The following is a 24,049-nucleotide window of genomic DNA, read 5'->3' on the forward strand; positions in this document are numbered from 1 at the left end:
GCACGAGGGAACGGGGAGCGGGCGCAGCGCCATGGGTGAGGTCTTCGCCGGCCGGTACGAGCTGGTCGACCCGATCGGTCGCGGTGGTGTCGGCGCCGTGTGGCGGGCCTGGGACCGCCGGCGCCGGCGCTATGTGGCGGCCAAGGTGCTCCAGCAGAGCGACGCGTACACCCTGCTGCGCTTCGTCCGCGAGCAGGCCGTCCGGATCGACCACCCGCATGTTCTCGCCCCGGCGAGCTGGGCCGCGGACGACGACAAGGTGCTGTTCACCATGGATCTGGTGGGCGGTGGCTCACTGGCACATGTGATCGGCGACTACGGCCCGCTGCCGCCCCGCTATGTGTGCGCGCTGCTCGATCAGCTGCTGGCCGGGCTCGCGGCGGTCCATGCCGAGGGAGTCGTCCACCGGGACATCAAACCGGCGAATGTCCTGCTGGAGGCGACCGGCACCGGCCGCCCGCATCTGCGGCTCTCGGATTTCGGGATCTCGATGCGCAAGGGCGAGCCCCGGCTGACCGAGACCAACTATGTCGTGGGCACGCCGGGTTACTTCGCCCCCGAACAGATGTCGGGAGCCGAGCCGGATTTCCCGGCCGATCTCTTCGCGGTCGGCCTGGTGGCGCTCTATCTCCTGGAGGGCCGGAAACCGGATTCACCGGCGCTGACCGAGTACTTCGCGGCCCATGGCACCCCGGGCGCGCCCCAGGGCATACCGGAGCCGCTGTGGCAGGTACTGGCCGGGCTGCTCCAGCCGGATCCGGGGGCCAGATTCCGTACGGCGACGGGAGCCCGGAAGGCGCTGGCGGGGGCCGTCGAACTGCTGCCGGAGACCGGGCCCGACGACGAACCGGTGGAGATCTTCGATCAACTGGGTCCGCTGCCGCCGGGCTTCGGGCCGGAGGGGCCCGAGCGGGACCCGCTGAACGGCTCCCGCGCCGGCGACGGCCCGGACCGCACGGGCACGGGTACCGGCACGAGCACGGGCACGGGCACCGGGACCGGGACCGGCGCGGACGGTGGGAGTCCACCGGACGGCACGCCCTCCCCGCCTCCCATACCCGGGCCGCCCTCCGGCGCGACCCCGCCGCCCCATCCGCCCGGCACCGGGCGGCAGCCCGTGTCCCCGGCGATATCGGCCGGCTCCTTCGGCGTCCCGCCGCCCCCGGCACAGCCGCCCACCCCGCCGCCGCACCCGGTCCTTCCGTCCGCCCCGCCGCCCGTGGCCGCGGAACCGACACCGGCACCGGCACCGGCACCCGCCTCCGCCGCCGCACCGGCGTACGGAGTCACCGGCTATCCCCTGGGGTACGTGCCCGAGCGGCATCCCCGGACCCCGGACACCGGGCCGCTGCTCCCGGTGCCGTATCAGCCGGCCCCGCTGCCGGACGTCCGCATCGCACCGGCCCCCGTCCCGCGCCCGCGCCCCGCGCGCCGCCGCCAGGGGCCGCCGCGCAAGGTCGTCGTCCCCGTACTGCTGCTGGCGCTGATCTGTTACGCCGTGGGCTTCTGGGCCCTCTCCCAGGGCTGAGAACCGGCCCGGGCCCGCACCCCGCCAGCGGCTTCACTTCCGCGAAGGAATGCTTCGCACACGGGAACGCCGCCGGAGCGGATCCGGACAGCAGGAAGCCCCGGCCGCCTCTGTGGCGACCGGGGCTTCAACCGCGACGACTGTTGCGTCTCACACACCCGAACCTGCGGGCACGGAGTCGGTCGCCTCCGTCCACAGATCCTGCTCGGCGCGATCCGCCTGGATCTGGCGGTACACGAGGAGCCCGCCGATGGCGGCCAGTGCGACCAGGAGGAGCTTCTTCACCGCGCGACCTCGTCTTTCCTTGACGTATGAGGACTTCTGCCGCCCGACTATACACACCGACCGATACCGATCAGTGACCTGTGCACCTCTTGCCCCCGGGCCGGCGGGCGCCCTGAACAATTCGTTCGGTTCGCCGGACCGGCCCATTCACCGGCCCGTATGCGAATCCGTATGCCGATTCCCATCCGGATCCCGATGGGACTCCTCATCGGGATCCCATGTGTATACGAAAGAACCCCGGACCGATTCGGTCCGGGGTTCTCCCAGTTGTGGGGCTAACAGGATTTGAACCTGTGGCCTCATCCTTATCAGGGATGCGCTCTAACCAACTGAGCTATAGCCCCGCCGCGCTTCGCGCTGACCTCTGAAGATTAGCGCACGTGGGGCGCAGCTCCCAAATCCCGGGGGCCGAACCCCCGGGACCGGTTACTCGTCCTCCGCCAGCGTCAGCTCCACTCCGCCCACGAAACCGGCGGAGAGGTTGTAGATGAAGGCTCCGAGGGTCGCCAGCGCTGTGGCCAGGACCACATCGATCACCGCGACGACCGAGGTGAAGATCAGCACCCGGGGGAGCGACAGAAACGACTGGAGGTCGAATCCATTGCTGTCCGTGGAGCCGGTGGCCTGGCTGATCGTCCCGCCGACCGTGGAGAAGACGCCCATCGCGTCCATGACCATCCACAGCACCGCGGCCGCGACCACGGTGCAGATGCCCAGGGCGATGGAGAGCAGGAAGCTGACCTTCATCACCGACCACGGGTCGGCCTTGGCCACCCGCAGCCGCGCCTTGCGGGTGCGCGGTGTGGTGCGCGCGCCCGTGCGCGGAAAGCGCGTCCCCGCCTGCGTACCGTCCTCGCCGTGCGGCGAGGGGTACGCCTGCGGCGGCCGGTAGGGCTGCCCGGCCTGCTGCCTGCCCGGCTGGTCGCCGCCGAGCGTGTCGTACGAGGGCTTCTTGGGCCCCCGGGTCTCCGTCACCGCAGTAACCCCCTGGGAGTCCGTGGCAGGGCCACGGGCACCGCTCGCTCCAGCAGTTCCGCCAGCGGCCGAACCGGCGCCCGTGGTTCCACTCACGCTCTACTCCTCGTGCTCCCCGGCCGGGGGCTCCGTACCCCCGGCTACCGTCTCGGCCGCACCGTCGGCCTCGCCGGTTCCAACGATCTCTCCGGATCCAATGGTCTCCTCGGATCCGGCTGCCTCTTCGGTCCCGTCGACCTCTTCGGCCTCGCGACCCGCCTCGGCATTGCGCGCGATGCCCACCACGGCATCCCGCTTGCCCAGGTTGATCAGTTGAACGCCCATGGTGTCACGGCCGGTCTCCCTGACTTCATTGACTCGCGTACGAATCACACCGCCGCCGAGGGTGATGGCGAGGATTTCGTCCGTCTCCTCGACCACCAGCGCGCCCACGAGCGAGCCGCGGTCCTCCACGATCTTGGCGGCCTTGATACCGAGGCCGCCGCGGCCCTGGACGCGGTACTCGTCGACAGCGGTCCGCTTCGCGTAACCGCCGTCGGTAGCAGTGAACACGAACGTACCGGGCCGCACCACATTCATCGACAGGAGTTCGTCTCCTTCGCGGAAACTCATCCCCTTCACGCCCGAGGTCGCCCGGCCCATCGGACGCAGCGCGTCGTCGGTGGCGGTGAACCGGATGGACTGGGCCTTCTTGCTGATGAGCAGCAGATCGTCCGCGGCCGACACCAGCTCGGCGCCGATCAGCTCGTCGTCGCCGCCGGCCTCGGTCTCCCGGAGGTTGATGGCGATGACACCGCCGGACCGCGGGGAGTCGTAGTCCTTCAGCGGGGTCTTCTTGACCAGGCCGCCCTTGGTGGCGAGCACCAGATAGGGCGCGGCCTCGTAGTCGCGGATGGCGAGGATCTCGGCGATCTGCTCATCCGGCTGGAAGGCCAGCAGATTGGCCACATGCTGACCGCGCGCGTCCCGTCCGACATCGGGGAGCTCATACGCCTTGGCGCGGTAGACCCGCCCCTTGTTGGTGAAGAAGAGCAGCCAGTGGTGGGTGGTGGAGACGAAGAAGTGGTCGACGATGTCGTCCTCCTTCAGCTTGGTGCCCCGCACCCCCTTGCCGCCGCGCTTCTGGGAGCGGTAGTCGTCCGTCTTGGTCCGCTTCACATAGCCGCCACGGGTGATGGTGACGACGATGTCCTCCTCGGCGATCAGGTCCTCGATGGACATGTCGCCGTCGAAGGGCACCAGCATGGAGCGGCGGTCGTCGCCGAACTTGTCGACGATCACGGCCAGCTCTTCGCTGACGATCCGGCGCTGCTTCTCCGGGGAGGCGAGGATGCTGTTGTACTCGTTGATCTTCGCCTGGAGCTCGTCGTGCTCGGCGACGATCTTCTGGCGCTCCAGGGCGGCCAGCCGGCGCAGCTGCATCTCCAGGATCGCGTTCGCCTGGATCTCGTCGATGGAGAGCAGCTCCATCAGGCCGGTCCGGGCGACATCGACCGTGTCACTGCGCCGGATCAGCGCGATGACCTCGTCGATCGCGTCCAGCGCCTTGAGCAGACCGCGCAGGATGTGGGCGCGCTCCTCGGCCTTGCGCAGCCGGAACCTGGTGCGCCGGACGATGACCTCGATCTGGTGGGCCACCCAGTGACGGATGAACGCGTCCAGCGAGAGGGTGCGCGGCACCCCGTCGACCAGCGCCAGCATGTTGGCGCCGAAGTTGGTCTGGAGGTCGGTGTGCTTGTAGAGGTTGTTCAGCACGACCTTGGCGACCGCGTCGCGCTTGAGCACGATGACCAGGCGCTGACCGGTGCGCGATGAGGTCTCGTCGCGGACGTCGGCGATGCCGCCGATCTTGGCGTCCTTCACCAGGTCGGCGATCTTCTGCGCGAGATTGTCCGGGTTGACCTGGTACGGAAGCTGGGTGACCACCAGACACTGGCGGTTCTGGATCTCCTCGACGTCGACCACCGCGCGCATGGTGATGGAGCCGCGGCCGGTGCGGTACGCCTCCTCGATGCCCTTGCGGCCCACGACCAGCGCGCCGGTGGGGAAGTCGGGGCCCTTGATCCGCTCGATCAGCGCGTCCAGCAGCTCCTCGTGGGAGGCGTCCGGGTGCTCCAGCGCCCACTGCGCGCCGGCCGCGACCTCGCGCAGATTGTGCGGCGGGATATTGGTCGCCATACCGACCGCGATGCCCGCGGAGCCGTTGACCAGCAGATTCGGGAAGCGCGACGGGAGGACCGTCGGCTCCTGGTTGCGGCCGTCGTAGTTGTCCTGGAAGTCGACGGTCTCCTCGTCGATGTCCCGGAGCATCTCCATCGACAGCGGCTTGAGCTTGCACTCGGTGTACCGCATCGCGGCGGCCGGGTCATTGCCCGGTGAGCCGAAGTTTCCGTTGGAGTCGACCAGCGGCAGCCGCATGGACCAGGGCTGGGCCAGGCGCACCAGGGCGTCGTAGATCGAGGAGTCGCCGTGCGGGTGGTACGTGCCCATGACGTCGCCGACGACACGGGCGCACTTGTAGAAGCCCTTCTCGGGGCGGTAGCCGCCGTCGTACATCGCGTAGAGCACCCGGCGGTGGACGGGCTTCAGACCGTCCCGCACGTCCGGGAGGGCACGCGACACGATGACGGACATCGCGTAGTCGAGATACGAGCGCTGCATCTCGGTTTCGAGCCCGACGGGCTCGATCCGCATCGCGGGGAGGTCGTCGCCGTTGGCGTCGGTCATCGCCGGGCCGGTCACGGGCTCGTTCGGGGCAGGGGTGGGTGTCTCGTCGGCCATTGCTGGTGTTCGATCCTTTCGTGCGGTCAGCGGAGACCGACTCAGATGTCGAGGAAGCGGACGTCCTTGGCATTGCGCTGGATGAAGGAGCGCCGGGCTTCGACGTCCTCACCCATCAGCACCGAGAACAGGTCGTCGGCCTGTGCGGCGTCGTCCAGGGTGACCTGGCCGAGGACGCGGTGCTCGACGTCCATCGTGGTGATGCGCAGCTCCTCGGCGTTCATCTCGCCAAGACCCTTGAAGCGCTGGATCGAGTCCTCCTTGATCCGCTTGCCCTGCTGCTTGCCCAGCGCGACCAGGGCGTCGCGCTCCCGGTCGGAGTAGGCGTACTCGAAGTCGTCCCGGCCCCACTTGATCTTGTACAGCGGCGGGCGGGAGAGGAAGACGTGTCCGGCCTCCACCAGCGGCCGCATGAAGCGGAAGAGGAAGGTCAGCAGCAGGGTGTTGATGTGCTGGCCGTCGACATCGGCGTCCGCCATCAGAATGATCTTGTGATAGCGGAGCTTCTCGATGTCGAAGTCCTCGTGGACTCCGGTGCCGAAGGCCGAGATGAGCGCCTGGACCTCGGTGTTCTGGAGGATCTTGTCGATCCGGGCCTTCTCGACGTTCAGGATCTTGCCGCGGATGGGCAGGATGGCCTGGTACATCGGATTGCGGCCGGACTTCGCCGATCCGCCGGCGGAGTCTCCCTCGACGATGAAGATCTCGCAGCGCGCGGGGTCGTTCGACTGGCAGTCGCTGAGCTTGCCGGGCAGCGAGGCCGACTCCAGCAGCCCCTTGCGGCGGGTCAGATCCCGGGCCTTGCGGGCGGCGACCCGCGCCGTCTGCGCCTGGATCGACTTGCGGATGATGTCCGCGGCCTCATTGGGGTTGCGGTCGAACCAGTCGGTCAGGTGCTCGTGCACGACCTTCTGGACGAAGGTCTTCGCCTCGGTGTTGCCCAGCTTGGTCTTGGTCTGGCCCTCGAACTGCGGCTCGCCCAGCTTGACGGAGATGATCGCCGTCAGACCCTCGCGGATATCCTCGCCGGAGAGGTTGTCGTCCTTCTCCCGGAGCAGCTTCTTGTCGCGCGCGTACCTGTTGACCAGGCCGGTGAGCGCGGCGCGGAATCCCTCCTCATGCGTACCCCCCTCATGCGTGTGGATGGTGTTCGCGAAGGAGTAAACGCCCTCGGTGTACTGGGAGTTCCACTGCATGGCGATCTGAACCGAGAGCATCCGCTCGCGGTCCTCCGCCTCGATGTCGATCACCGTGGGGTGGATGAGCTCGCCCTTGCGCGAGTTCAGGTACTTCACGAAGTCGACGATGCCGCCCTCGTAGAAGTACGTGACCGTGCGGACGCGCTCCTGCTCCGCCTCCTCGGCGGTGTCGGCGCCGACGGTGGCCTTGGCCGACTCGCGCTCATCGGTGAGGGTGAGGGTCAGGCCCTTGTTGAGGAAGGCCATCTCCTGGAAGCGCCGGGAGAGCGTCTCGAAGCTGTACTCGGTGGTCTCGAAGATGTCGCCGTCCGCCCAGAACGTCACCGAGGTGCCGCTGGCGTCCGTCTCCTCGTTCTTGGCGAGGGGCGCGGTGGGGACACCGAGCTTGTAGTCCTGGGTCCAGCGGTGGCCGTCCCGCTTGACCTCGACCGCGACCCGGGAGGAGAGCGCGTTGACGACGGAGACACCGACGCCGTGCAGACCGCCGGAGACGGCGTAGCCGCCGCCGCCGAACTTGCCGCCCGCGTGCAGCACGGTGAGGACGACCTCGACGGCGGGCTTGTTCTCGGACGGGACGATGCCCACGGGGATACCGCGGCCGTTGTCGATGACCCGGACGCCGCCGTCGGCGAGGATCGTCACGTCGATGCTGTCCGCGTGTCCGGCCAGAGCCTCGTCGACCGAGTTGTCGACGACCTCGTACACCAGGTGATGAAGACCACGCTCACCGGTGGACCCGATGTACATGCCGGGGCGCTTGCGGACCGCGTCCAGCCCCTCGAGGACGGTGATCGCACTGGCGTCGTACGCGGCAGTGACCTCGCCGCTTCCGCCGGCGGGGGTGGACGGGATGTTCTCGGTGGGGTTGCCGGAATCGGCCACGAAGCGCCCTTTCTGGCACAGCACAAGCCGTTCTCCGGGCAGGCGGGAGCGGCTGCGTCGTTCGACATGTTCCGCAAGGTGGCGGGATTGTCCACCAGTCTACCGGTACCGCTGACACTCATGGGGGTTTGCCGGTGGCTGAGTCCGCATGTGCCGCCCTGAACACTCACCATCCGACTCCCCATATACGGGAAGGGGCTTCAGGAGCCCCACACGGGCATTGAGCGCTTTGGCCTGTCAATGGCGGGAGGCGGGTGAGGGACGCATCACAGCGGGATGGGCCGGGGTCCGGGAGGGTGCGCCGAAGACCCCTCGGACCGAGGGGGAAATCGACAGGTTCGGGGGGATGTGTACGAGACGGGCCGGGCGCGGCGCGGGGTCACCGGGCGGCGCCCCGGACCCGCGCCGCGAAGGCGGCTGTCCGCAGGTGCCGCGGGGGCGGTTATCCGCAGGTGCCGACGGGACGGCTGTCCGCAGGTGCCGGCGGGACGGTTATCCGTAGGTGTCGCCGGGGCCCACACTTCCGGGCGCCCGGAGCGGGCCGTACCCCTTCCGCGGGGCGCCGGGTCCGAGCACCTTGATCAGCCGGACGGTGCCGTGCCCGAGATCCTCGTTCAGCCGGGCCACCAGCCTCGGCGCCAGCAGCCGCAGCTGGGTCGCCCACGCCGTGGAGTCGCACTGCACCGTCAGTACGCGCTCCTCCGGAGCCTCGTCGTACCGCAGCGGCACACAGTGGTTGGCCAGATCCTCGCCGACGATCTGCGGCCAGCGGCCCATCACCCCGCCGACCGCGGCCGGGGTCTCCCAGCCGCGCTCGGTGATCAGACGGTTGATCGCCGCACCCAGCTGAAGCGGGTCGCGGCCGTCCGCCCGCGCTCCGGAACGGAGCCCGCCGCCCCGCCGGGCCTGACGCTTCTCCTGCGCGGCCGCACCACGCGCACGGGCCTGCTCCTTGGCCGCGCGCAGCGCGACCCGGGCCAGATCCACCCCGGAGGGCTCGGGCACGGCCGGCTTCGGGAGCTCGTCCATCCCGCTCATACGCGTGCCACCCCGCCCTCGGCCACGGTGTAGCGCGCCCCGGCGAGCACCCCGGGCACATCGTCGTCGACCGCCGCCGTCACCAGCACCTGCTCACCCGGAGCCACCAGCTCCGCCAGCCGCTCGCGGCGCCGGGCGTCCAGCTCCGCGAAGACGTCATCGAGGACGAGCACCGGCTCATTGCCCTCGGAGCGCAGCAGATCGTACGAGGCCAGCCGCAGCGCCAGCGCGTACGACCAGGACTCGCCGTGGCTGGCGTACCCCTTCGCCGGGAGCCGGCCCAGCCCGAGCACCAGATCGTCGCGGTGCGGTCCGACCAGGGTGACGCCGCGCTCCATCTCCTGCTTCCGCGCCCCGCCGAGGGCGCTCAGCAGCAGGGCGTACAGCTCCTCGCGGCCCTGCGCTCCCGTCACGGATCCGGCGCCGGTCTCCCGGGCCGAGTCCGGGGAGGCTTCGGGGGCCGAGGCGGAGGAACGGTACTCCAGGGCGATCGGGCCGCCGCCGGGCGCCAGTGCCTCGTACGCCTTGTCGGCGAGCGGCTGAATCGCCCGGATCAGCTCCATCCGCTGCCAGAGAAGCTCGGCGCCGGCGCGTGCCAGATGCTGATCCCAGACATCGAGGGTGGAGAGATCGGCTCCGCCGGTGCGCGCGGAGCCGTGGCGGCGGGCCATCGCCGCGGACTTCAGCAGGGTGTTGCGCTGCTTGAGCACCCGCTCGTAGTCGGAGCGGACCCCGGCCATCCGCGGCGAGCGCGCGGTGACCAGCTCGTCCAGGAAGCGCCGCCGGTCGCCCGGATCGCCCTTGATCAGTGCCAGATCCTCCGGCGCGAAGAGCACCGTACGCACGATTCCCAGTACGTCACGCGGTCTGACCTGCGACGATCGATTGATGCGGGCGCGGTTGGACTTCCCAGGATTCAGCTCCAGCTCAATCAGCTGGGAGCGCTCCCCCTGGGTGACGGCGGCCCGGATCACGGCCCGGTCCGCCCCGGCGCGCACCAGCGGCGCGTCCGAGGAGACCCGGTGGCTGGCGAGGGTGGCCAGATAGCCGACCGCCTCGACCAGATTGGTCTTCCCCTGGCCATTCGCCCCGACGAAGGACGTGACGCCCGGGTCGAGCGGAACCTCGACCCGGGCGTACGAGCGGAAGTCGGCCAACGACAGATGCGTGACATGCATAAAGGTGGCCGACCTCCCCCGGCTGAAGGGTTTACTTCTTGTTCTCCACCGCGTGGCCGCCGAACTGGTTGCGCAGCGCGGCGATCATCTTCATCTGCGGCGAGTCGTCCTGGCGGGACGCGAACCGCGCGAAGAGCGAAGCGGTGATCGCGGGCAGGGGCACGGCGTTGTCGATGGCGGCCTCGACCGTCCACCGGCCCTCGCCGCTGTCCTGCGCGAAGCCGCGCAGCCGGTCCAGGTGCTCGTCCTCGTCCAGGGCGTTGACGGCCAGGTCGAGCAGCCAGGAACGGATGACCGTGCCCTCCTGCCAGGAGCGGAAGACCTCGCGCACATCGGTGACGGAGTCGACCTTCTCCAGCAGCTCCCAGCCCTCGGCGTACGCCTGCATCATGGCGTACTCGATGCCGTTGTGGACCATCTTGGCGAAGTGTCCGGCGCCGACCTTGCCGGCGTGGACCGAGCCGAACTCGCCCTCGGGCTTGAGCGCGTCGAAGATCGGCTGAACCGCGGCGACGTGCCCGGTGTCGCCGCCGTACATCAGGGCGTAGCCGTTCTCCAGGCCCCAGACGCCGCCGGAGACTCCGCAGTCGACGAAGCCGATGCCCTTCTCGCTCAGCTCGGCGGCGTGCTTCTCGTCGTCGGTCCAGCGGGAGTTCCCGCCGTCCACGACGATGTCGCCGGGGGAGAGCAGCTCGGCCAGCTCGTCGATGGTGGACTGGGTCGCGGCACCGGCCGGAACCATCACCCACACCACGCGCGGGCCCTTCAGGCTGTCCACAAGCTCCTTGAGGCTGTGGACATCGGCGAGGTCCGCGTTGCGGTCGTAGCCGATGACGGTGTGGCCCGCGCGGCGGATGCGCTCGCGCATGTTGCCGCCCATTTTGCCGAGGCCGACGAGGCCGAGCTCCATCTGAGTGTCCTTAAGCGTCGTATGCCGATTCGAAACTCGTACCGAGCCTACGCCGGAGTGCGGGCCACAGCCCGACGGGCCTGCCCGGGATGGAGCAGACCCGTCTGGGGTGGTGCGTCGTGACCCAGCGCCGGGTCAGCCCGAGAGCCGAACGGGCATGATCAGGTACTTGTAGGCGTCGTCCGCCTCGGCGTCGGCGGCGGGCCTGCCGCTGAGCAGCGCCGGCTTGGTCGAGGTGGTGAACGACAGCTGGGCCACCGGGGAGTCGATGGCGCTCAGACCGTCGAGCAGGAAGGTCGGGTTGAAGGCGATCGAGATGTCGTCGCCCTCGAGATTGGCGTCGACCCTCTCCACAGCCTGTGCGTCGTCGCTCGAACCGGCCTCGAGGATGAGTACACCCTGCTCGAAGCTCAGCCGGACCGGAGTGTTCCGCTCGGCGACGAGGGCGACACGCTTGACGGCCTCGACGAACGGCGCGGTCTCGATCACGGCCACCGAATTGAACTCGGTGGGGAAGAGCGTCCGGTACTTCGGCAGATCGCCTTCGAGCAGCCGGGTCGTGGTCCGCCGGCCGGCACCCTCGAAACCGATCAGCCCTTCGCCCTTGCCGGAGCCGGAGAGCGCCAGAGTGACGGTGTCACCGCTGGTCAGAGCCTTGGCGGTGTCGAGGAGGGTCTTGGCGGGGACCAGCGCGACGGCGGAGGCGTCGGGGTTCTCCGGCTTCCACAGGAATTCGCGGACCGCGAAGCGGTAGCGGTCGGTGGAGGCGAGGGTGACGGTGTCGCCCTCGATCTCGATGCGCACACCGGTGAGGACGGGCAGCGTGTCGTCGCGGCCCGCGGCGATGGCGACCTGGGCGGCGGCGGAGGCGAAGACCTCGCCGGGCACGGTGCCGGTCGCGGTGGGCATCTCCGGCAGTGCCGGGTACTCCTCCACCGGAAGGGTGTGGAGGGTGAAGCGGGAGGAGCCGCAGACCACGGTGGCCCGTACACCGTCTGTGGAAATCTCCACCGGACGGTTGGGAAGAGCGCGGCAGATGTCGGCGAGCAGCCGGCCGGAGACGAGAACGGTGCCGTCCTCGTCCACCTCGGCCTCGACGGAGACCTTCGCCGAGACCTCGTAGTCGAAGCTGGAGAAGCTGAGCGCGCCCTCCTCGGCCTTCAGCAGCAGGCCAGCGAGCACCGGCGCCGGCGGACGGGCCGGAAGGCTTCGGGCCACCCAGGCCACCGCCTCCGCGAGTACATCGCGCTCAACCCGGATCTTCACCGGAACCGCCTCCTGCTGTTGCTGGCTCGCCTTGCTGGCCTTCGTCGTCGGCTGTGTTGCCGGTGACCAGTCTGACGTACGGCGCTGACAGTCGGTGCGGCTCGGGGTCAAGTCGTGACCACCGCTGCTTCGGGCTCCGGTGCCGAGTTGTGCACAGGACCGACTTCGAAGCAGATCCCCCGGTAACTCTAGGTGGGAGTAGTAGTAGGGCCTGTGGAAACGGTGGATAACGTCGTTTTCGCAGGTCAGCACCTGTTTTTTGTCCACCGGTCCTGTGGGTGGAGCCAGTGGATAACCAGGTGTGTCTGTGGACACCGAAAAGTTCTGCACAGGCCATGCACAGCACAGGGGTAGTTCTCCCCAGCCCTGTCCCCAGCTTTACCCACGTTCCCCACAGCCCAATCCGGCTCCTTGGTGTGACGGCTTTCACTCGACGGGGTGATCGGGGGTGTCGTGTTGCCGAACAGTGGACAGCGGTGTGGAGAAGCTGTGGGCAACCCCGATCAGCCTGTGGGCCGCCGGTGGACAACATCATCCACGCCCTGTGGACGAATTTTCTGTCCACAGGCTGTGGATGAAGGTTTGCCACAAATCCACAAGGCCCTGACCTGGTGTGATGTGATACCGGTCGCGACGCTTGTGGATACAGTCTGGACAACTCCACAGTCCCCAGGCTGTGGATGGAAGATCTTGCCCGAATCTGTGGAGAACCTGGTACCGCGGGCGCGTATTCGAACACCGCGGAGGGCGCGGGAAGCGGAAAAGCGGTGGCGCCGGGCGTCCACAAGGGTCTTCCGGCGCCTTCGGGAGACCTTTCACGGGGCGGATTCGCCGGCTCGGGATCCGCTCAGGAGGCTCTGGGGAGAAGATTCGGCCCCCTTCTCCTGCCCCCTTCTCCGGTCCTTCGACATCGCTGCGCCGTCTCTTCGCCGGACGGGCCCGTGGCGGGCGGGCGCGCGTTTGCAGCGGGCTGTGGGGCGATTCCGTACCCGGCGCGGCGCGGGGCCGGGTACGGGCCCGCACCGGCTGTGAGGGCTTGCATAGGCTCCGGCCCCCCGTGGCGGGCCCGCCCGGCGCCGCGTACCCCGTACCGCCGCGGATCCCCCGTACCGCCGCACACGCGCCCCCACGGCCGACAGCGCCCCGGGAGCCGGCCTGCTCTGCTCCCGGGGCGCTGTCGCCGTCCTGTGTGCGCCGTCGCGGCATCCCGCCGCCGTGCGGCGGTCTCAGCCGTTCTTGATGCGGTTGGTCAGCTCGGTGACCTGGTTGTAGATCGAGCGGCGCTCCGCCATCAGCGCGCGGATCTTCCGGTCCGCGTGCATCACCGTGGTGTGGTCGCGGCCGCCGAACTGCGCGCCGATCTTCGGCAGCGACAGATCTGTCAGCTCCCGGCAGAGATACATGGCGATCTGCCGGGCCGTGACCAGCACCCGGCTGCGCGAGGAGCCGCACAGGTCCTCCACCGTCAGCCCGAAGTAGTCGGCGGTCGCCGCCATGATCGCGCCCGCGGTGATCTCCGGCGCGGAGTCCTCGCCGCCGGGGATCAGGTCCTTCAGGACGATCTCGGTCAGCCCGAGATCGACCGGCTGCCGGTTGAGCGACGCGAAGGCGGTCACCCGGATCAGCGCGCCCTCCAGCTCACGGATGTTGCGCGAGATCCGGGACGCGATGAACTCCAGCACCTCCGGCGGAGCGTTGAGCTGCTCCTGGACCGCCTTCTTCCGGAGGATCGCGATCCGGGTCTCCAGCTCCGGCGGCTGGACATCGGTGGTCAGCCCCCACTCGAAGCGGTTGCGGAGCCGGTCCTCCAGCGTGATCAGCTTCCTCGGCGGCCGGTCGGAGGAGAGCACGATCTGCTTGTTGGCGTTGTGGAGCGTATTGAAGGTGTGGAAGAACTCCTCCTGCGTCGACTCCTTGCTCGCCAGGAACTGGATGTCGTCGACCAGCAGGATGTCGACATCGCGGTAGCGCTTGCGGAAGGTGTCGCCCTTGCCGTCCCGGATCGAGTTGATGAACTCGTTGGTGAACTCCTCGGAGCTGACGTACCGCACCCGGGTCCCCGGGTAGAGGCTCCGCGCGTAGTGGCCGATCGCATGGAGCAGATGCGTTTTGCCGAGGCCCGACTCCCCGTAGATGAAGAGCGGGTTGTACGCCTTCGCCGGGGCCTCGGCGACCGCGACGGCGGCGGCGTGGGCGAACCGGTTCGACGCGCCGATGACGAAGGTGTCGAAGAGGTACTTGGGGTTCAGCCGGGCATGCGGCTCGCCGGGGCCGGCCGCCGGCGAGGGCTGCGCGCCCAGCGGTCCGGGCGCGCCGGAGACCTGGCGGTGCCGGCCCTGGGCCTCGGGGTGCTCGCGGCGCTCCTGGCGGGGCTCGTACCCCTGGCGGTCCGGAGGCTGGGGTGAGCGGTAGTCGCGGGCCGGCTGGTGCGGGCGGGGCGAGGCGTAGGGGTCACGCTCCTGGAAGGAGTCGCGGTCCTGGAATCCGTCGCGGTCCTGGAAGGAATCCCGCTCCTGGAAGCCGCCGAGCCGGGGCTGCTGCCAGGACAGGTCCTCCTGGGTGCGCGGCCAGGCGCCGGCCTCCGGACGCTGCTGCTGGTGCTCCGGGTAGGCGGGGCGGATCTCCGGCATCCCGTCGTCGGCCGGGCGGTGCCCGTAGCCGCCGTAGGAACCGTCCCGCTTGTAGCCGTCGGAGTCGTCCCGCTGCGGTCCCTGATAGCGCTGGGGGGCGGGCGGCTGCGGGACCGGGGCCTCGCCCACGGACTCGTCGACCGTGATCGCGATCCGGATCGTCCGTCCGCACTCACGGCTCAGCGTCTGGCTGATCAGCGGGGCGAGCCGCCCCTCCAGCACCCGCTTGCCCCATTCATTGGGGACGGCCAGGAGCGCGGTGTCCGAGACAAGTGCCAGCGGCTGACAGCGCTCGATCCACTGCTTGTCCTTGGGCTCGATGCCCTCCTGGCCCTCGGCGAGGAGCTGTTCCAGCACTCGTGGCCACACTGCGGCAAGATCGGCAGGTACGTCAGCCACAAGGCACGCTCTCTCGCAGGTCCCACGAATGTGTGGTTCTCGGGACGATTGGGTTCTCAGGGGTGGTGCGGAAGGACAGGCAAGGACAGAAAGGAAAAGTTCGGAGTCCAGCCACGGTAGTCAGGGCGACCCGCGCGGTTCAAGTTGTTGTCCACAGCCTGTGCACAGCGCCGCCCGAGGTGACCCTGGTTTGACCGGATGGCGTAGCCGCGCGTACCGTAAACAGGTCGAGTTGTCGATGGCTGCTGCCGCCTGCCTCCGATGGGCAATGATCACGGTCTTTCTCTGATTCTGAACGATCTGTGATCCTGAAGCGGTGCACACGGGCGTGAACGCGAGCTTCTCGTGGGCGCACGGTGACAGCCAGGCGATGTCCCGCCGTCTACCAATTCTTTCTGGAGCCCCCGAGTGAGCAAGCGCACCTTCCAGCCGAACAACCGTCGTCGTGCCAAGACCCACGGTTTCCGCCTGCGCATGCGTACCCGTGCCGGCCGCGCGATTCTCGCGTCTCGCCGTGGCAAGGGTCGCGCAAGCCTTTCCGCCTGATCGAGAACAGGTCGTGCCGTGCTGCCTACCGAGAATCGGCTGAGGCGGCGCGAGGACTTCGCGACCGCGGTACGACGGGGTCGGCGGGCAGGACGCCCGCTCCTTGTCGTCCATCTACGCAGCGGTTCAACGGACCCGCACGCGCCTGGGGAGAGCGCTCCCCCGGCGTGTGCGGGTTTCGTCGTGAGCAAGGCCGTGGGTGGCGCGGTGGTGCGCAACAAGGTCAAGCGAAGGCTGCGGCACCTCATACGCGACCGCCTCACCGAGCTGCCCCCCGGTAGCCTTGTGGTGGTACGGGCGCTGCCCGGTGCGGGTGACGCCGATCATGCACAGCTGGCCCGAGACCTGGACGCCGCTCTCCAGCGGCTGCTGGGAGGGGGCGCGCGATGAAGTACCCGCTGCTGGCCCTGATCAAGTTGTACCAGTGGACGATCAGTCCCCTGCTGGGGCCGGTCTGCCGGTACTACCCATCGTGTTCCCACTACGGGTTCACGGCCATCGACCGGCATGGCGCGGTGAAGGGCACGGCACTGACCGCCTGGCGCATCCTGCGGTGCAATCCGTGGTCGCCCGGTGGTGTCGACCATGTGCCTCCGCGTAAGCGTCCGCGGTGGCACGAAATGCTGCGTGATGCCGTGCGCGGCAGCAAGGGCGGGCACTCCGCCGCCGATGAGCCCACCCGGGGGGCGGCCACCGACCCCCCGAGTCCGGCCGCAGAGACCTCGCCCCATGCTCAAGGAGCCTGATTAGTGGACACGATTGCCAGTCTCTTCAGTTTTATCACCACGCCTGTCTCGTGGATCATCGTCCAGTTCCACAAGCTCTACGGGGCGGTCTTCGGCCCCGACACGGGCTGGGCCTGGGGACTGTCCATCGTGTCGCTGGTGATCCTCATCCGTATCTGTCTGATCCCGCTTTTCGTGAAGCAGATCAAGTCGATGCGGAACATGCAGGCGCTCCAGCCGAAGATGAAGGCGATCCAGGAGCGCTACAAGAGCGACAAGCAGCGTCAGTCCGAAGAGATGATGAAGCTGTACAAGGAGACGGGTACCAACCCGCTCTCCTCGTGCCTTCCGATCCTCGCGCAGTCGCCGTTCTTCTTCGCCCTGTACTACGTGCTCTCGAACATCGCCTCGGGCAACACCGTCGGCGTGATCAATGAGTCGCTGCTGGACAGCGCGCGCAAGGCCCATATCTTCGGTGCCCCGCTGGCCTCCAAGTTCACGGACGCCAGCAGCAAGGTCGAGGCCCTCGGCGCCTCCCTCCTCGATGTGCGGGTCGTCACCGCGATCATGATCATCCTGATGTCGGCGTCGCAGTTCTACACACAGCGCCAGCTGATGGCGAAGAACGTCGACCTCACGGTCAAGACGCCGTACATGCAGCAGCAGAAGATGATGATGTACATCTTCCCGGTGATCTTCGCCGTGATGGGCATCAACTTCCCCGTCGGCGTTCTCGTCTACTGGCTGACCACCAACGTGTGGACCATGGGCCAGCAGATGTATGTGATCAACCAGAATCCGACGCCCGGCAGCATGGCCCAGGACCAGTACCTCCAGCGTCTGCTGAAGGGCGCCGTCAACCGCGGCGAGGTGCGCTCGAAGCGCAAGCGCAAGGTTGTCGAGACCCTGGTCGCCAAGGGCCCGGACCGCAATGACAATGAGCGCAAGTTCATCACCGGTCTCGCCAAGGCGGGCTTCACCGCCCAGCCCGACGGCAATGTGGCCAAGGCCGAGCCGATGGACGCCGAGGCCGAGAGCGGTGCCGCGCCCAGGCGCCACCAGCCGAAGCGGCAGCCCAAGTCGAAGCGGCAGGCCGCTGTGACCGCTCGCCCCGGTGACACCGACGAGCCCGCGGCCAAGCCCTCGCTGGAGAAGAAGGCGCCGCAGGACACTCAGCCGAAGACGGCCGGCAAGCCCGCCGCGCGCCAGCAGCCCAAGGCGGGACAGCGCAAGGGCCAGCAGCGGCCCAAGCACCCGTCGTCCAAGAAGTAAGCAAGAAGGAGTCCATCCGTGACGGAAGGCACCATCCCCGCCGCCGCCGAGGAAGGCGACACCCTGACCCGCCTTGAGCAGGAAGGGGAGATCGCCGCTGACTACCTCGAGGGTCTGCTCGACATCGCCGATCTCGACGGCGACATCGACATGGACGTCGAGGCGGACCGCGCCGCGGTCTCGATCATCAGCGACTCGGGCGGCCGGGATCTCCAGAAGCTCGTGGGCCGGGACGGGGAGGTTCTGGAGGCGCTTCAGGAGCTGACCCGGCTCGCGGTGCACCGGGAGACCGGCGACCGCAGCCGGCTGATGCTCGACATCGCCGGTTTCCGCGCCAAGAAGCGCACGGAACTGGCGGAGCTGGGCGCCAAGGCCGCCGATGAGGTCAAGAGCACCGGTGCGCCGGTCAAGCTCGACCCCATGACACCCTTTGAGCGCAAGGTCGTGCACGACGCGGTCGCCGCCGCGGGTCTGCGCAGTGAGTCCGAGGGCGAGGAGCCGCAGCGCTTCGTCGTCGTGCTTCCCGCCTGACCCTCGATCGTTCCCTCGGCCCCGTCTGTTTCGCAGACGGGGCCGATCTTTGTCAGCCTGATAGTCAGCCACCACGGTCCACATTGCGACACTGCGGTACGGAAGGACGGTCCCCGTGACGGAGGCAGCAGAGCTTCCCCAGGCGCCCGAAGCGGCGCGGACGGTTTTCGGAGATTTCTTTCCGGAGGCTGTGCGGTACGCGGAACTGCTCGCTGATGCCGGAGTCAAGCGCGGCCTGATCGGGCCGCGCGAGGTGCCGAGGCTGTGGGAGCGCCATCTGCTCAACTGCGCGGTGCTCTCGGAGGTGGTGCCGGAAGGCGTCACAGTCTGCGATGTGGGCTCCGGAGCCGGGCTCCCGGGCATCCCGCTGGCGCTGGTGAGGCCGGATCTGAAGATCACCCTGCTGGAGCCGCTGCTCCGTCGGACGAACTTCCTCCAGGAGGTCGTGGAGCTCCTCGGTCTTGATCATGTGACGGTGGTGCGCGGACGGGCCGAGGAGGTGCTCGGCACCCTCACCCCGGTGCATGTGGTCACCGCGCGCGCCGTCGCTCCGCTGGACCGGCTGGCGGGCTGGGGCGTTCCCCTGCTCCGTCCCTATGGGGAGATGCTGGCGCTCAAGGGCGACACCGCCGATGAGGAGCTTCAGGGGGCTCGTGCCGCGCTGAGCAAGCTCGGTGTGGTGGAGACGTCCGTGCTCCAGGTCGGCGAGGGGCTGGTGGATCCGCTGGCGACCGTGGTCCGTGTGGAGGTCGGGGAGAGCCCCGGGGGAGTCCGTTTCGCGGCCAAGCGCGCCAAGGCCGCCCGGACGAGCCGTACCCGGCGCCGGCGCTGAGGCATGCGCGGCCCGGTGGTGGCCGTCCTCGGCGGAGGGCTTCGCGCGGATGCCCTCATGGGCTCCGCGTGGCTGTCCCCGCCGCCTCGGTGCGGATGTCCCGCCGGGTCCGTGCGGATGTCCCCGCCGCCTCGGTGCGGATGCTCGCGGTTCTTCGGGTGAATGCGCACGCGGCTGCTCGCCCGGACGCTCGCGTGACTGATCGCACGCATGCTCGTACGGCTGCTCGCGTGGGGCGATGCTCCATACAAGCTGCCATGCATACGCACCTCGGAGTGTCGTACGGATGCGGTCACGCGGCCCGTGCATCGTGTTTCACGTGAAACGTCGCTCACTGCTGCACGGAATCATCAGCCGCGGGCGTACAGCCGCCCCGATCAGAAGCCGTAGGCCCCTCGAACGGGCGACAGAGTTGTCCACAGAGGTCGATTCATCCACAGAAGCCAGGGCCTCGCTGGTTCATGACCCCGAAAGCATGGCAGGCTCTGTTCATCGCGAGCCTGAAGTCGAGGAGAGTGAATCCTTGCGGTCCGACGCCAACATCGCGGGACCGATGACCGATCCGGTCCCCGGTCCCCGCACCGAGTCCACGGTGGAGGATGTTTCACGTGAAACACCGCCCCCGATGGATGACACCCCCATCGGCCGAGCTGCCCAGCTGGCGGTGGAGGCACTGGGGCGTGCCGGTGCGGGGCTCCCCCGGCCTGAGCAGACACGCATCATGGTGGTGGCCAACCAGAAGGGCGGCGTGGGCAAGACCACCACGACGGTGAACCTTGCCGCCTCCCTCGCCCTCCATGGCGCGCGTGTTCTGGTGATCGATCTGGATCCACAGGGAAACGCCTCCACGGCGCTGGGGATCGATCACCATGCCGAAGTTCCCTCCGTCTATGACGTCCTGGTGGAGAGCAGGCCGCTCTCCGAGGTGGTCCAGCCGGTCCCGGATGTCGAAGGACTCTTCTGCGCCCCCGCCACCATCGATCTCGCCGGTGCGGAGATCGAGCTGGTGTCGCTGGTGGCGCGGGAGAGCAGACTCCAGAGGGCCATTCAGGCGTATGAACAGCCCCTGGACTACATCCTGATCGACTGCCCGCCCTCGCTCGGTCTGCTGACCGTGAATGCGATGGTCGCCGGCGCGGAGGTGCTCATCCCGATCCAGTGCGAGTACTACGCACTGGAGGGCCTGGGGCAGCTGCTGCGCAATGTGGAGCTGGTACGAGGTCATCTCAACCCCGCGCTCCATGTGTCGACCATCCTGCTCACCATGTATGACGGCCGGACCCGGCTGGCCTCCCAGGTCGCGGAGGAGGTGCGCACCCACTTCAGCGAGGAGGTGCTGCGGACCAGCATTCCGCGCTCGGTCCGGATCTCCGAGGCTCCGAGTTATGGACAGACGGTGCTGACCTACGATCCGGGTTCCAGCGGATCGCTCTCATATCTTGAGGCGGCGCGGGAGATCGCGCTGCGGGGGGCCGGGGTTCAGTACGACCCGCAGCACGCCCATCTGGGCACCCAGAACAATCAGCGGAACATCTCGGAGGGGATCCAGTGAGCGAGCGACGTAGAGGATTGGGGCGGGGGCTCAAAGCCCTGATTCCCCCTGCTGCCCAGGAGCAGCAGATCTCTTCCGGCGGGGCCGCGAGCTCTCCCGGGAGCGGTCCGGTGCTCACCGCGGAACGCGGTGTGGCGGTCGCCAAGGCGACCAGGCTGCCGCCCGGGACGGTTGTCCCCGAGTCGGCGCTGCCGGCCCAGACCTCCGGATCGGTGCAGACCGAGCCGGAGGGGCCGTACTTCGCCGAGATCCCGATCGATGCGATCACTCCCAACCCCTATCAGCCGCGTGAGGTCTTCGACGAGGACGCCCTGGCCGAACTGGTCACCTCCATCAAGGAGGTGGGACTGCTTCAGCCGGTGGTCGTCCGCCGGCTCAGCAGTGAGCGCTATGAGCTGACCATGGGGGAGCGGCGGTGGAGGGCCTGCCGCGAGGCCGGGCTCGACCGCATTCCCGCGATCGTCCGGCACACCGAGGACGAGAAGCTTCTGCTGGACGCGCTGCTGGAGAATCTCCACCGTGCTCAGCTGAATCCGCTGGAAGAGGCTCATGCCTACGATCAGTTGCTCAAGGACTTCGACTGCACACATGACCAGCTGGCCGACCGGATCGGGCGTTCGCGTCCGCAGGTCTCCAACACCCTGCGGTTGCTGAGGCTCTCTCCGCCGGTTCAGCGCAGGGTTGCCGCTGGTGTGCTCTCGGCGGGCCATGCACGGGCGCTGCTCTCGGTGGAGGACTCGGAGGAGCAGGACCGTCTGGCGCATCGGATCGTGGCCGAGGGGCTGTCGGTTCGTGCGGTCGAGGAGATCGTGACACTGATCAACTCGGGTTCGGTCAGCACGTCGAAGCCCAAGGGGCCGCGTGCCGGCACCCGGGTCTCCCCCGCGCTCTCCGATCTCGCCACGCGGCTCTCGGACCGTTTCGAGACTCGGGTGAAGGTCGATCTGGGCCAGAAGAAGGGCAAGATCGTCGTTGAGTTCGCCTCGATGGAGGATCTGGAGCGAATTCTCGGCACGCTCGCCCCGGGAGAGGGGCGGGTCCTGGAGCAGGGACTCGACAGCGGCGATGAGCAGCACGGCGAGGACTGACTCCTCCCGATGACATGGGCGGGCCGTATCCGGGTGGGCGACGGATACGGCCCGCTTCGCGTGTTCTCACGTATCCGCTTCCAGCGCCGGTCGATACGATGCGTTCCGGTAGGGCACATCCACGGTGAACCACCTCCGAGGAGGCAGAGCCATGCGACCGGTGAGCCGCGGCCGACTGGTGACAGCGGGTTTGGGGCTGGGAGCAGTGGGAGGGTTCATCAGCGGCCTGCTCCATGAGCGCGGCGTGCTGGCGGCTGCTCGCAGCGCGGCCCGGCAAGGAAGCGAGGAGCAGCCTTCATGGGGCGTCGGCTTGTCCCCCTCACGCTGGACAACCTTTCGGATCTCCCCCGGCGATGCCGGTCGTGCGTCTTCTGGGAGCTCGATCCGGTCAGCGGAGAAGCGGCGGTAGCCTCCGGCCGGCCGGAGCTGGAGAAGGAAGCATGGATTTCCGCGGTTCTGCTGGAGTGGGGATCCTGCGGCCGGGTCGTCTATGTGGATGATCTGGCGGTCGGCTTCGTTCTCTATGCGCCGGCGGCATATGTGCCGCGCTCTCTCGCCTTCCCCACCAGCCCTGTGTCGGCGGACGCCGTACAGCTGCTGACGGCCTGGATCAGCCCGCCGTACCAGTCGCAGGGGCTCGGCAGAGTCATGGTGCAGACAGTGGCGAAGGATCTCCTGAGCCGGGGCTTCCGGGCGATAGAGGCTTTCGGCGACGCCCGCTGGAAGGAGCCCGCCTGTTTGCTGCCGGCCGATCATCTGCTGGCCGTGGGGTTCAAGACGGTGCGTCCGCACCCCGTCCATCCACGGCTGAGGCTGGAGCTGCGGACCACACTCTCCTGGAAGGAAGATGTGGAGCTGGCGCTGGACCGGCTGCTCGGGGTGGTTCAGAAAGAGCCGGTACTGCGTCCGCTCTGATGGCGGACGCATGAAGGGGTGCCCTCCGCGCGGGAGGGCACCCCTTCATGTTTCACGTGAAACATCAGCACTCGGCTAGGCGGTGATGAAGCTCTCCAGGTCGCGGACGATCGCGGCCTTGGGCTTGGCGCCGACGATCGTCTTGGCGACCTCGCCGTTCTGGTAGACGTTCAGAGTCGGGATCGACATGACGCCGTACTTGGCCGCCGTCGCGGGGTTCTCGTCGATGTTGAGCTTGACGACCTCGATCTTGTCGCCGTACTCGTCCGCGATGGCCTGAAGCGACGGGGCGATCTGGCGGCAGGGACCGCACCAGGCGGCCCAGAAGTCCACCAGGACGGGCTTGTCGCTCTTGAGGACATCCGCCTCGAAGCTGGCATCGGTCACGTTCTTCAGCTCGCCGGACACGGCGGCCTCCTTGGTGGTGTGAGGGGTGGCGTGGGAGTGCAGTGGGTCAGACCGCGGGGGTCTTCTCCGGCTCGGCGACCTGCTCGGCGTCGGCGAGCGCAGCGAGGAAACGCTCGGCGTCGAGAGCGGCGGAGCAGCCGGTACCGGCTGCGGTGATCGCCTGACGGTAGGTGTGGTCGACGACATCGCCGGCGCCGAAAACACCAGTCACATTGGTGCGGGTCGAGGGAGCCGCGACCTTCAGATAGCCCTCGTCGTCCAGGTCGAGCTGGCCCTTGAACAGCTCCGTGCGCGGGTCGTGGCCCACGGCGATGAACAGGCCGGTGACCGCGAGCTCGGAGGTCTCGCCGGACTTGGTGTTGCGGAGAGTCAGCCCGGAGAGCTTCTGCTCACCGTGGATCTCCGCGACCTCGCTGTCCCAGGCGAAGCTGATCTTGGGATCGGCGAATGCGCGGTCCTGCATGGCCTTGGAGGCGCGCAGGGTGTCCCGGCGGTGAACGATGGTGACGGACTTGGCAAAGCGGGAGAGGAAGGTCGCCTCCTCCATCGCCGTGTCGCCGCCGCCGATGACGGCGATGTCCTGGTCCTTGAAGAAGAACCCGTCGCAGGTGGCGCACCAGGAGACTCCCCGGCCGGAGAGCGCGTCCTCGTTGGGCAGACCGAGCTTGCGGTGCTGGGACCCGGTGGTGACGATCACGGCCTTCGCCCGGTGGACGGTCCCGGAGGTGTCGGTGACGGTCTTGATGGTGCCCGTGAGGTCAACGGAGACAACATCGTCGGGAACCAGCTCGGCACCGAAGCGCTCCGCCTGGGCGCGCATGTTGTCCATCAGGTCCGGGCCCATGATGCCGTCGCGGAATCCGGGGAAGTTCTCCACATCGGTTGTGTTCATCAGTGCGCCGCCTGCGGTCACGGCACCCTCGAAGACCAGCGGCTGCAACGATGCGCGCGCGGTGTAGAGCGCTGCCGTGTAGCCTGCGGGCCCGGAGCCGATAATGATCACGTTACGGACGTCGCTCACGGGTTTCTTCCTCGTCTCTGCTGACTGCGCTGCTGCCTGCGGGGCCGGGTCAATGGCTCTCACCCCACCCAACGGATCCTAAGGGGCT

The 24,049-nt window shown here is 68.4% G+C and carries 21 protein-coding genes and 1 tRNA gene; 10 read left to right on the plus strand and 12 right to left on the minus strand.

All coding sequences use genetic code 11. The annotated features are described in order from the left end of the window. Positions 1-31: 31 nt before the first annotated feature. Positions 32-1,528: a serine/threonine-protein kinase gene (locus AAFN69_RS02695; RefSeq protein WP_347726572.1), complete on the plus strand. Its 1,497-nt coding sequence runs from the start codon at positions 32-34 to the stop codon at positions 1,526-1,528. A gap of 150 nt (positions 1,529-1,678) precedes the next feature. Here the strand turns inward: AAFN69_RS02695 and AAFN69_RS02700 are convergent, their stop codons facing one another. From AAFN69_RS02700 to dnaA, 10 genes are all read right to left on the minus strand, one after another. Beyond that, positions 1,679-1,813 carry a DLW-39 family protein gene (locus tag AAFN69_RS02700; RefSeq protein WP_003958712.1) on the minus strand — a complete coding sequence of 45 codons (135 nt, stop codon included), beginning with the start codon at positions 1,811-1,813 and terminating at the stop codon, positions 1,679-1,681. A 270-nt stretch (positions 1,814-2,083) separates the two neighbouring features. Next, positions 2,084-2,157 (minus strand) — tRNA-Ile (locus AAFN69_RS02705). A gap of 82 nt (positions 2,158-2,239) precedes the next feature. Continuing rightward, positions 2,240-2,788: a DUF3566 domain-containing protein gene (locus tag AAFN69_RS02710; RefSeq protein WP_347726573.1), complete on the minus strand. Its 549-nt coding sequence runs from the start codon at positions 2,786-2,788 to the stop codon at positions 2,240-2,242. A gap of 99 nt (positions 2,789-2,887) precedes the next feature. Continuing rightward, complete coding sequence (gene gyrA / locus AAFN69_RS02715) at positions 2,888-5,515, minus strand: DNA gyrase subunit A (RefSeq protein ID WP_347726780.1); 2,628 nt, start codon at positions 5,513-5,515, stop codon at positions 2,888-2,890. A gap of 95 nt (positions 5,516-5,610) precedes the next feature. Beyond that, positions 5,611-7,674: a DNA topoisomerase (ATP-hydrolyzing) subunit B gene (gyrB, locus tag AAFN69_RS02720; protein WP_347726574.1), complete on the minus strand. Its 2,064-nt coding sequence runs from the start codon at positions 7,672-7,674 to the stop codon at positions 5,611-5,613. Positions 7,675-8,142: 468 nt separating this feature from the next. Further along, positions 8,143-8,688 (minus strand): DciA family protein, encoded by a 546-nt coding sequence (locus tag AAFN69_RS02725; protein ID WP_347726575.1) that lies wholly within the window; start codon positions 8,686-8,688, stop codon positions 8,143-8,145. Continuing rightward, positions 8,685-9,866, minus strand: a complete 1,182-nt coding sequence (gene recF / locus AAFN69_RS02730; protein WP_347726576.1) for a DNA replication/repair protein RecF — start codon at positions 9,864-9,866, stop codon at positions 8,685-8,687. The genes AAFN69_RS02725 and recF overlap by 4 nt, the downstream gene beginning before the upstream one ends. Before the next feature lie 31 nt (positions 9,867-9,897). Further along, a complete protein-coding gene (gnd, locus tag AAFN69_RS02735; protein WP_347726577.1) occupies positions 9,898-10,776 on the minus strand; it encodes a phosphogluconate dehydrogenase (NAD(+)-dependent, decarboxylating) in 879 nt (292 codons plus the stop codon). A 135-nt stretch (positions 10,777-10,911) separates the two neighbouring features. After that, positions 10,912-12,042, minus strand: a complete 1,131-nt coding sequence (dnaN, locus tag AAFN69_RS02740; RefSeq protein WP_347726578.1) for a DNA polymerase III subunit beta — start codon at positions 12,040-12,042, stop codon at positions 10,912-10,914. 1,226 nt (positions 12,043-13,268) lie between these two features. Then, positions 13,269-15,071: a chromosomal replication initiator protein DnaA gene (gene dnaA / locus AAFN69_RS02745; RefSeq protein WP_347726579.1), complete on the minus strand. Its 1,803-nt coding sequence runs from the start codon at positions 15,069-15,071 to the stop codon at positions 13,269-13,271. 408 nt (positions 15,072-15,479) lie between these two features. Here dnaA and rpmH point away from each other — a divergent pair, with 408 nt between their 5' ends. The 9 genes from rpmH to AAFN69_RS02790 all read left to right on the plus strand — a co-directional run bounded on the left by rpmH (position 15,480) and on the right by AAFN69_RS02790 (position 22,532). Beyond that, complete coding sequence (gene rpmH, locus AAFN69_RS02750) at positions 15,480-15,617, plus strand: 50S ribosomal protein L34 (RefSeq protein ID WP_010985740.1); 138 nt, start codon at positions 15,480-15,482, stop codon at positions 15,615-15,617. Between the two features lie 18 nt (positions 15,618-15,635). Beyond that, positions 15,636-16,007, plus strand: coding sequence for a ribonuclease P protein component (gene rnpA / locus AAFN69_RS02755; RefSeq protein ID WP_347726580.1), 372 nt, complete (start codon positions 15,636-15,638; stop codon positions 16,005-16,007). Next, positions 16,004-16,363 carry a membrane protein insertion efficiency factor YidD gene (yidD, locus tag AAFN69_RS02760; protein WP_347726581.1) on the plus strand — a complete coding sequence of 120 codons (360 nt, stop codon included), beginning with the start codon at positions 16,004-16,006 and terminating at the stop codon, positions 16,361-16,363. Before rnpA ends, yidD begins: the two co-directional genes overlap by 4 nt. Before the next feature lie 3 nt (positions 16,364-16,366). Beyond that, positions 16,367-17,614: a membrane protein insertase YidC gene (gene yidC, locus AAFN69_RS02765; protein ID WP_347726582.1), complete on the plus strand. Its 1,248-nt coding sequence runs from the start codon at positions 16,367-16,369 to the stop codon at positions 17,612-17,614. Between the two features lie 18 nt (positions 17,615-17,632). Next, on the plus strand, positions 17,633-18,145 hold the full coding sequence (locus AAFN69_RS02770) for a R3H domain-containing nucleic acid-binding protein (protein ID WP_347726583.1): 513 nt from the start codon (positions 17,633-17,635) through the stop codon (positions 18,143-18,145). 115 nt (positions 18,146-18,260) lie between these two features. Then, positions 18,261-18,977 (plus strand): 16S rRNA (guanine(527)-N(7))-methyltransferase RsmG, encoded by a 717-nt coding sequence (rsmG, locus tag AAFN69_RS02775; RefSeq protein WP_347726584.1) that lies wholly within the window; start codon positions 18,261-18,263, stop codon positions 18,975-18,977. A gap of 475 nt (positions 18,978-19,452) precedes the next feature. Continuing rightward, on the plus strand, positions 19,453-20,529 hold the full coding sequence (locus AAFN69_RS02780; RefSeq protein WP_347726585.1) for an AAA family ATPase: 1,077 nt from the start codon (positions 19,453-19,455) through the stop codon (positions 20,527-20,529). Continuing rightward, on the plus strand, positions 20,526-21,617 hold the full coding sequence (locus AAFN69_RS02785) for a ParB/RepB/Spo0J family partition protein (protein ID WP_347726586.1): 1,092 nt from the start codon (positions 20,526-20,528) through the stop codon (positions 21,615-21,617). The genes AAFN69_RS02780 and AAFN69_RS02785 overlap by 4 nt, the downstream gene beginning before the upstream one ends. Before the next feature lie 297 nt (positions 21,618-21,914). Continuing rightward, positions 21,915-22,532 carry a GNAT family N-acetyltransferase gene (locus AAFN69_RS02790; RefSeq protein ID WP_347726587.1) on the plus strand — a complete coding sequence of 206 codons (618 nt, stop codon included), beginning with the start codon at positions 21,915-21,917 and terminating at the stop codon, positions 22,530-22,532. Positions 22,533-22,607: 75 nt separating this feature from the next. Here the strand turns inward: AAFN69_RS02790 and trxA are convergent, their stop codons facing one another. Both trxA and trxB read right to left on the minus strand, forming a co-directional pair. Then, positions 22,608-22,940 carry a thioredoxin gene (trxA, locus tag AAFN69_RS02795; RefSeq protein WP_347726588.1) on the minus strand — a complete coding sequence of 111 codons (333 nt, stop codon included), beginning with the start codon at positions 22,938-22,940 and terminating at the stop codon, positions 22,608-22,610. Between the two features lie 46 nt (positions 22,941-22,986). After that, positions 22,987-23,961 (minus strand): thioredoxin-disulfide reductase, encoded by a 975-nt coding sequence (trxB, locus tag AAFN69_RS02800; RefSeq protein ID WP_347726589.1) that lies wholly within the window; start codon positions 23,959-23,961, stop codon positions 22,987-22,989. Positions 23,962-24,049: the final 88 nt, after the last annotated feature.

The organism is Streptomyces sp. CAU 1734 (assembly GCF_039888735.1).
Taxonomy (GTDB): Bacteria; Actinomycetota; Actinomycetes; order Streptomycetales; family Streptomycetaceae; genus Streptomyces.

Bases quoted from the DNA above. Each gene is read 5' to 3' on its own strand.
- gyrA (WP_347726780.1), bottom strand. From the start codon at position 5,515: ATGACCGACGCCAACGGCGACGACCTCCCCGCGATGCGGATCGAGCCC.
- yidD (WP_347726581.1), top strand. From the start codon at position 16,004: ATGAAGTACCCGCTGCTGGCCCTGATCAAGTTGTACCAGTGGACGATC.
- AAFN69_RS02790 (WP_347726587.1), top strand. From the start codon at position 21,915: ATGGGGCGTCGGCTTGTCCCCCTCACGCTGGACAACCTTTCGGATCTC.
- AAFN69_RS02695 (WP_347726572.1), top strand. From the start codon at position 32: ATGGGTGAGGTCTTCGCCGGCCGGTACGAGCTGGTCGACCCGATCGGT.
- AAFN69_RS02780 (WP_347726585.1), top strand. From the start codon at position 19,453: ATGGCAGGCTCTGTTCATCGCGAGCCTGAAGTCGAGGAGAGTGAATCC.
- gnd (WP_347726577.1), bottom strand. From the start codon at position 10,776: ATGGAGCTCGGCCTCGTCGGCCTCGGCAAAATGGGCGGCAACATGCGC.
- AAFN69_RS02725 (WP_347726575.1), bottom strand. From the start codon at position 8,688: ATGAGCGGGATGGACGAGCTCCCGAAGCCGGCCGTGCCCGAGCCCTCC.
- recF (WP_347726576.1), bottom strand. From the start codon at position 9,866: ATGCATGTCACGCATCTGTCGTTGGCCGACTTCCGCTCGTACGCCCGG.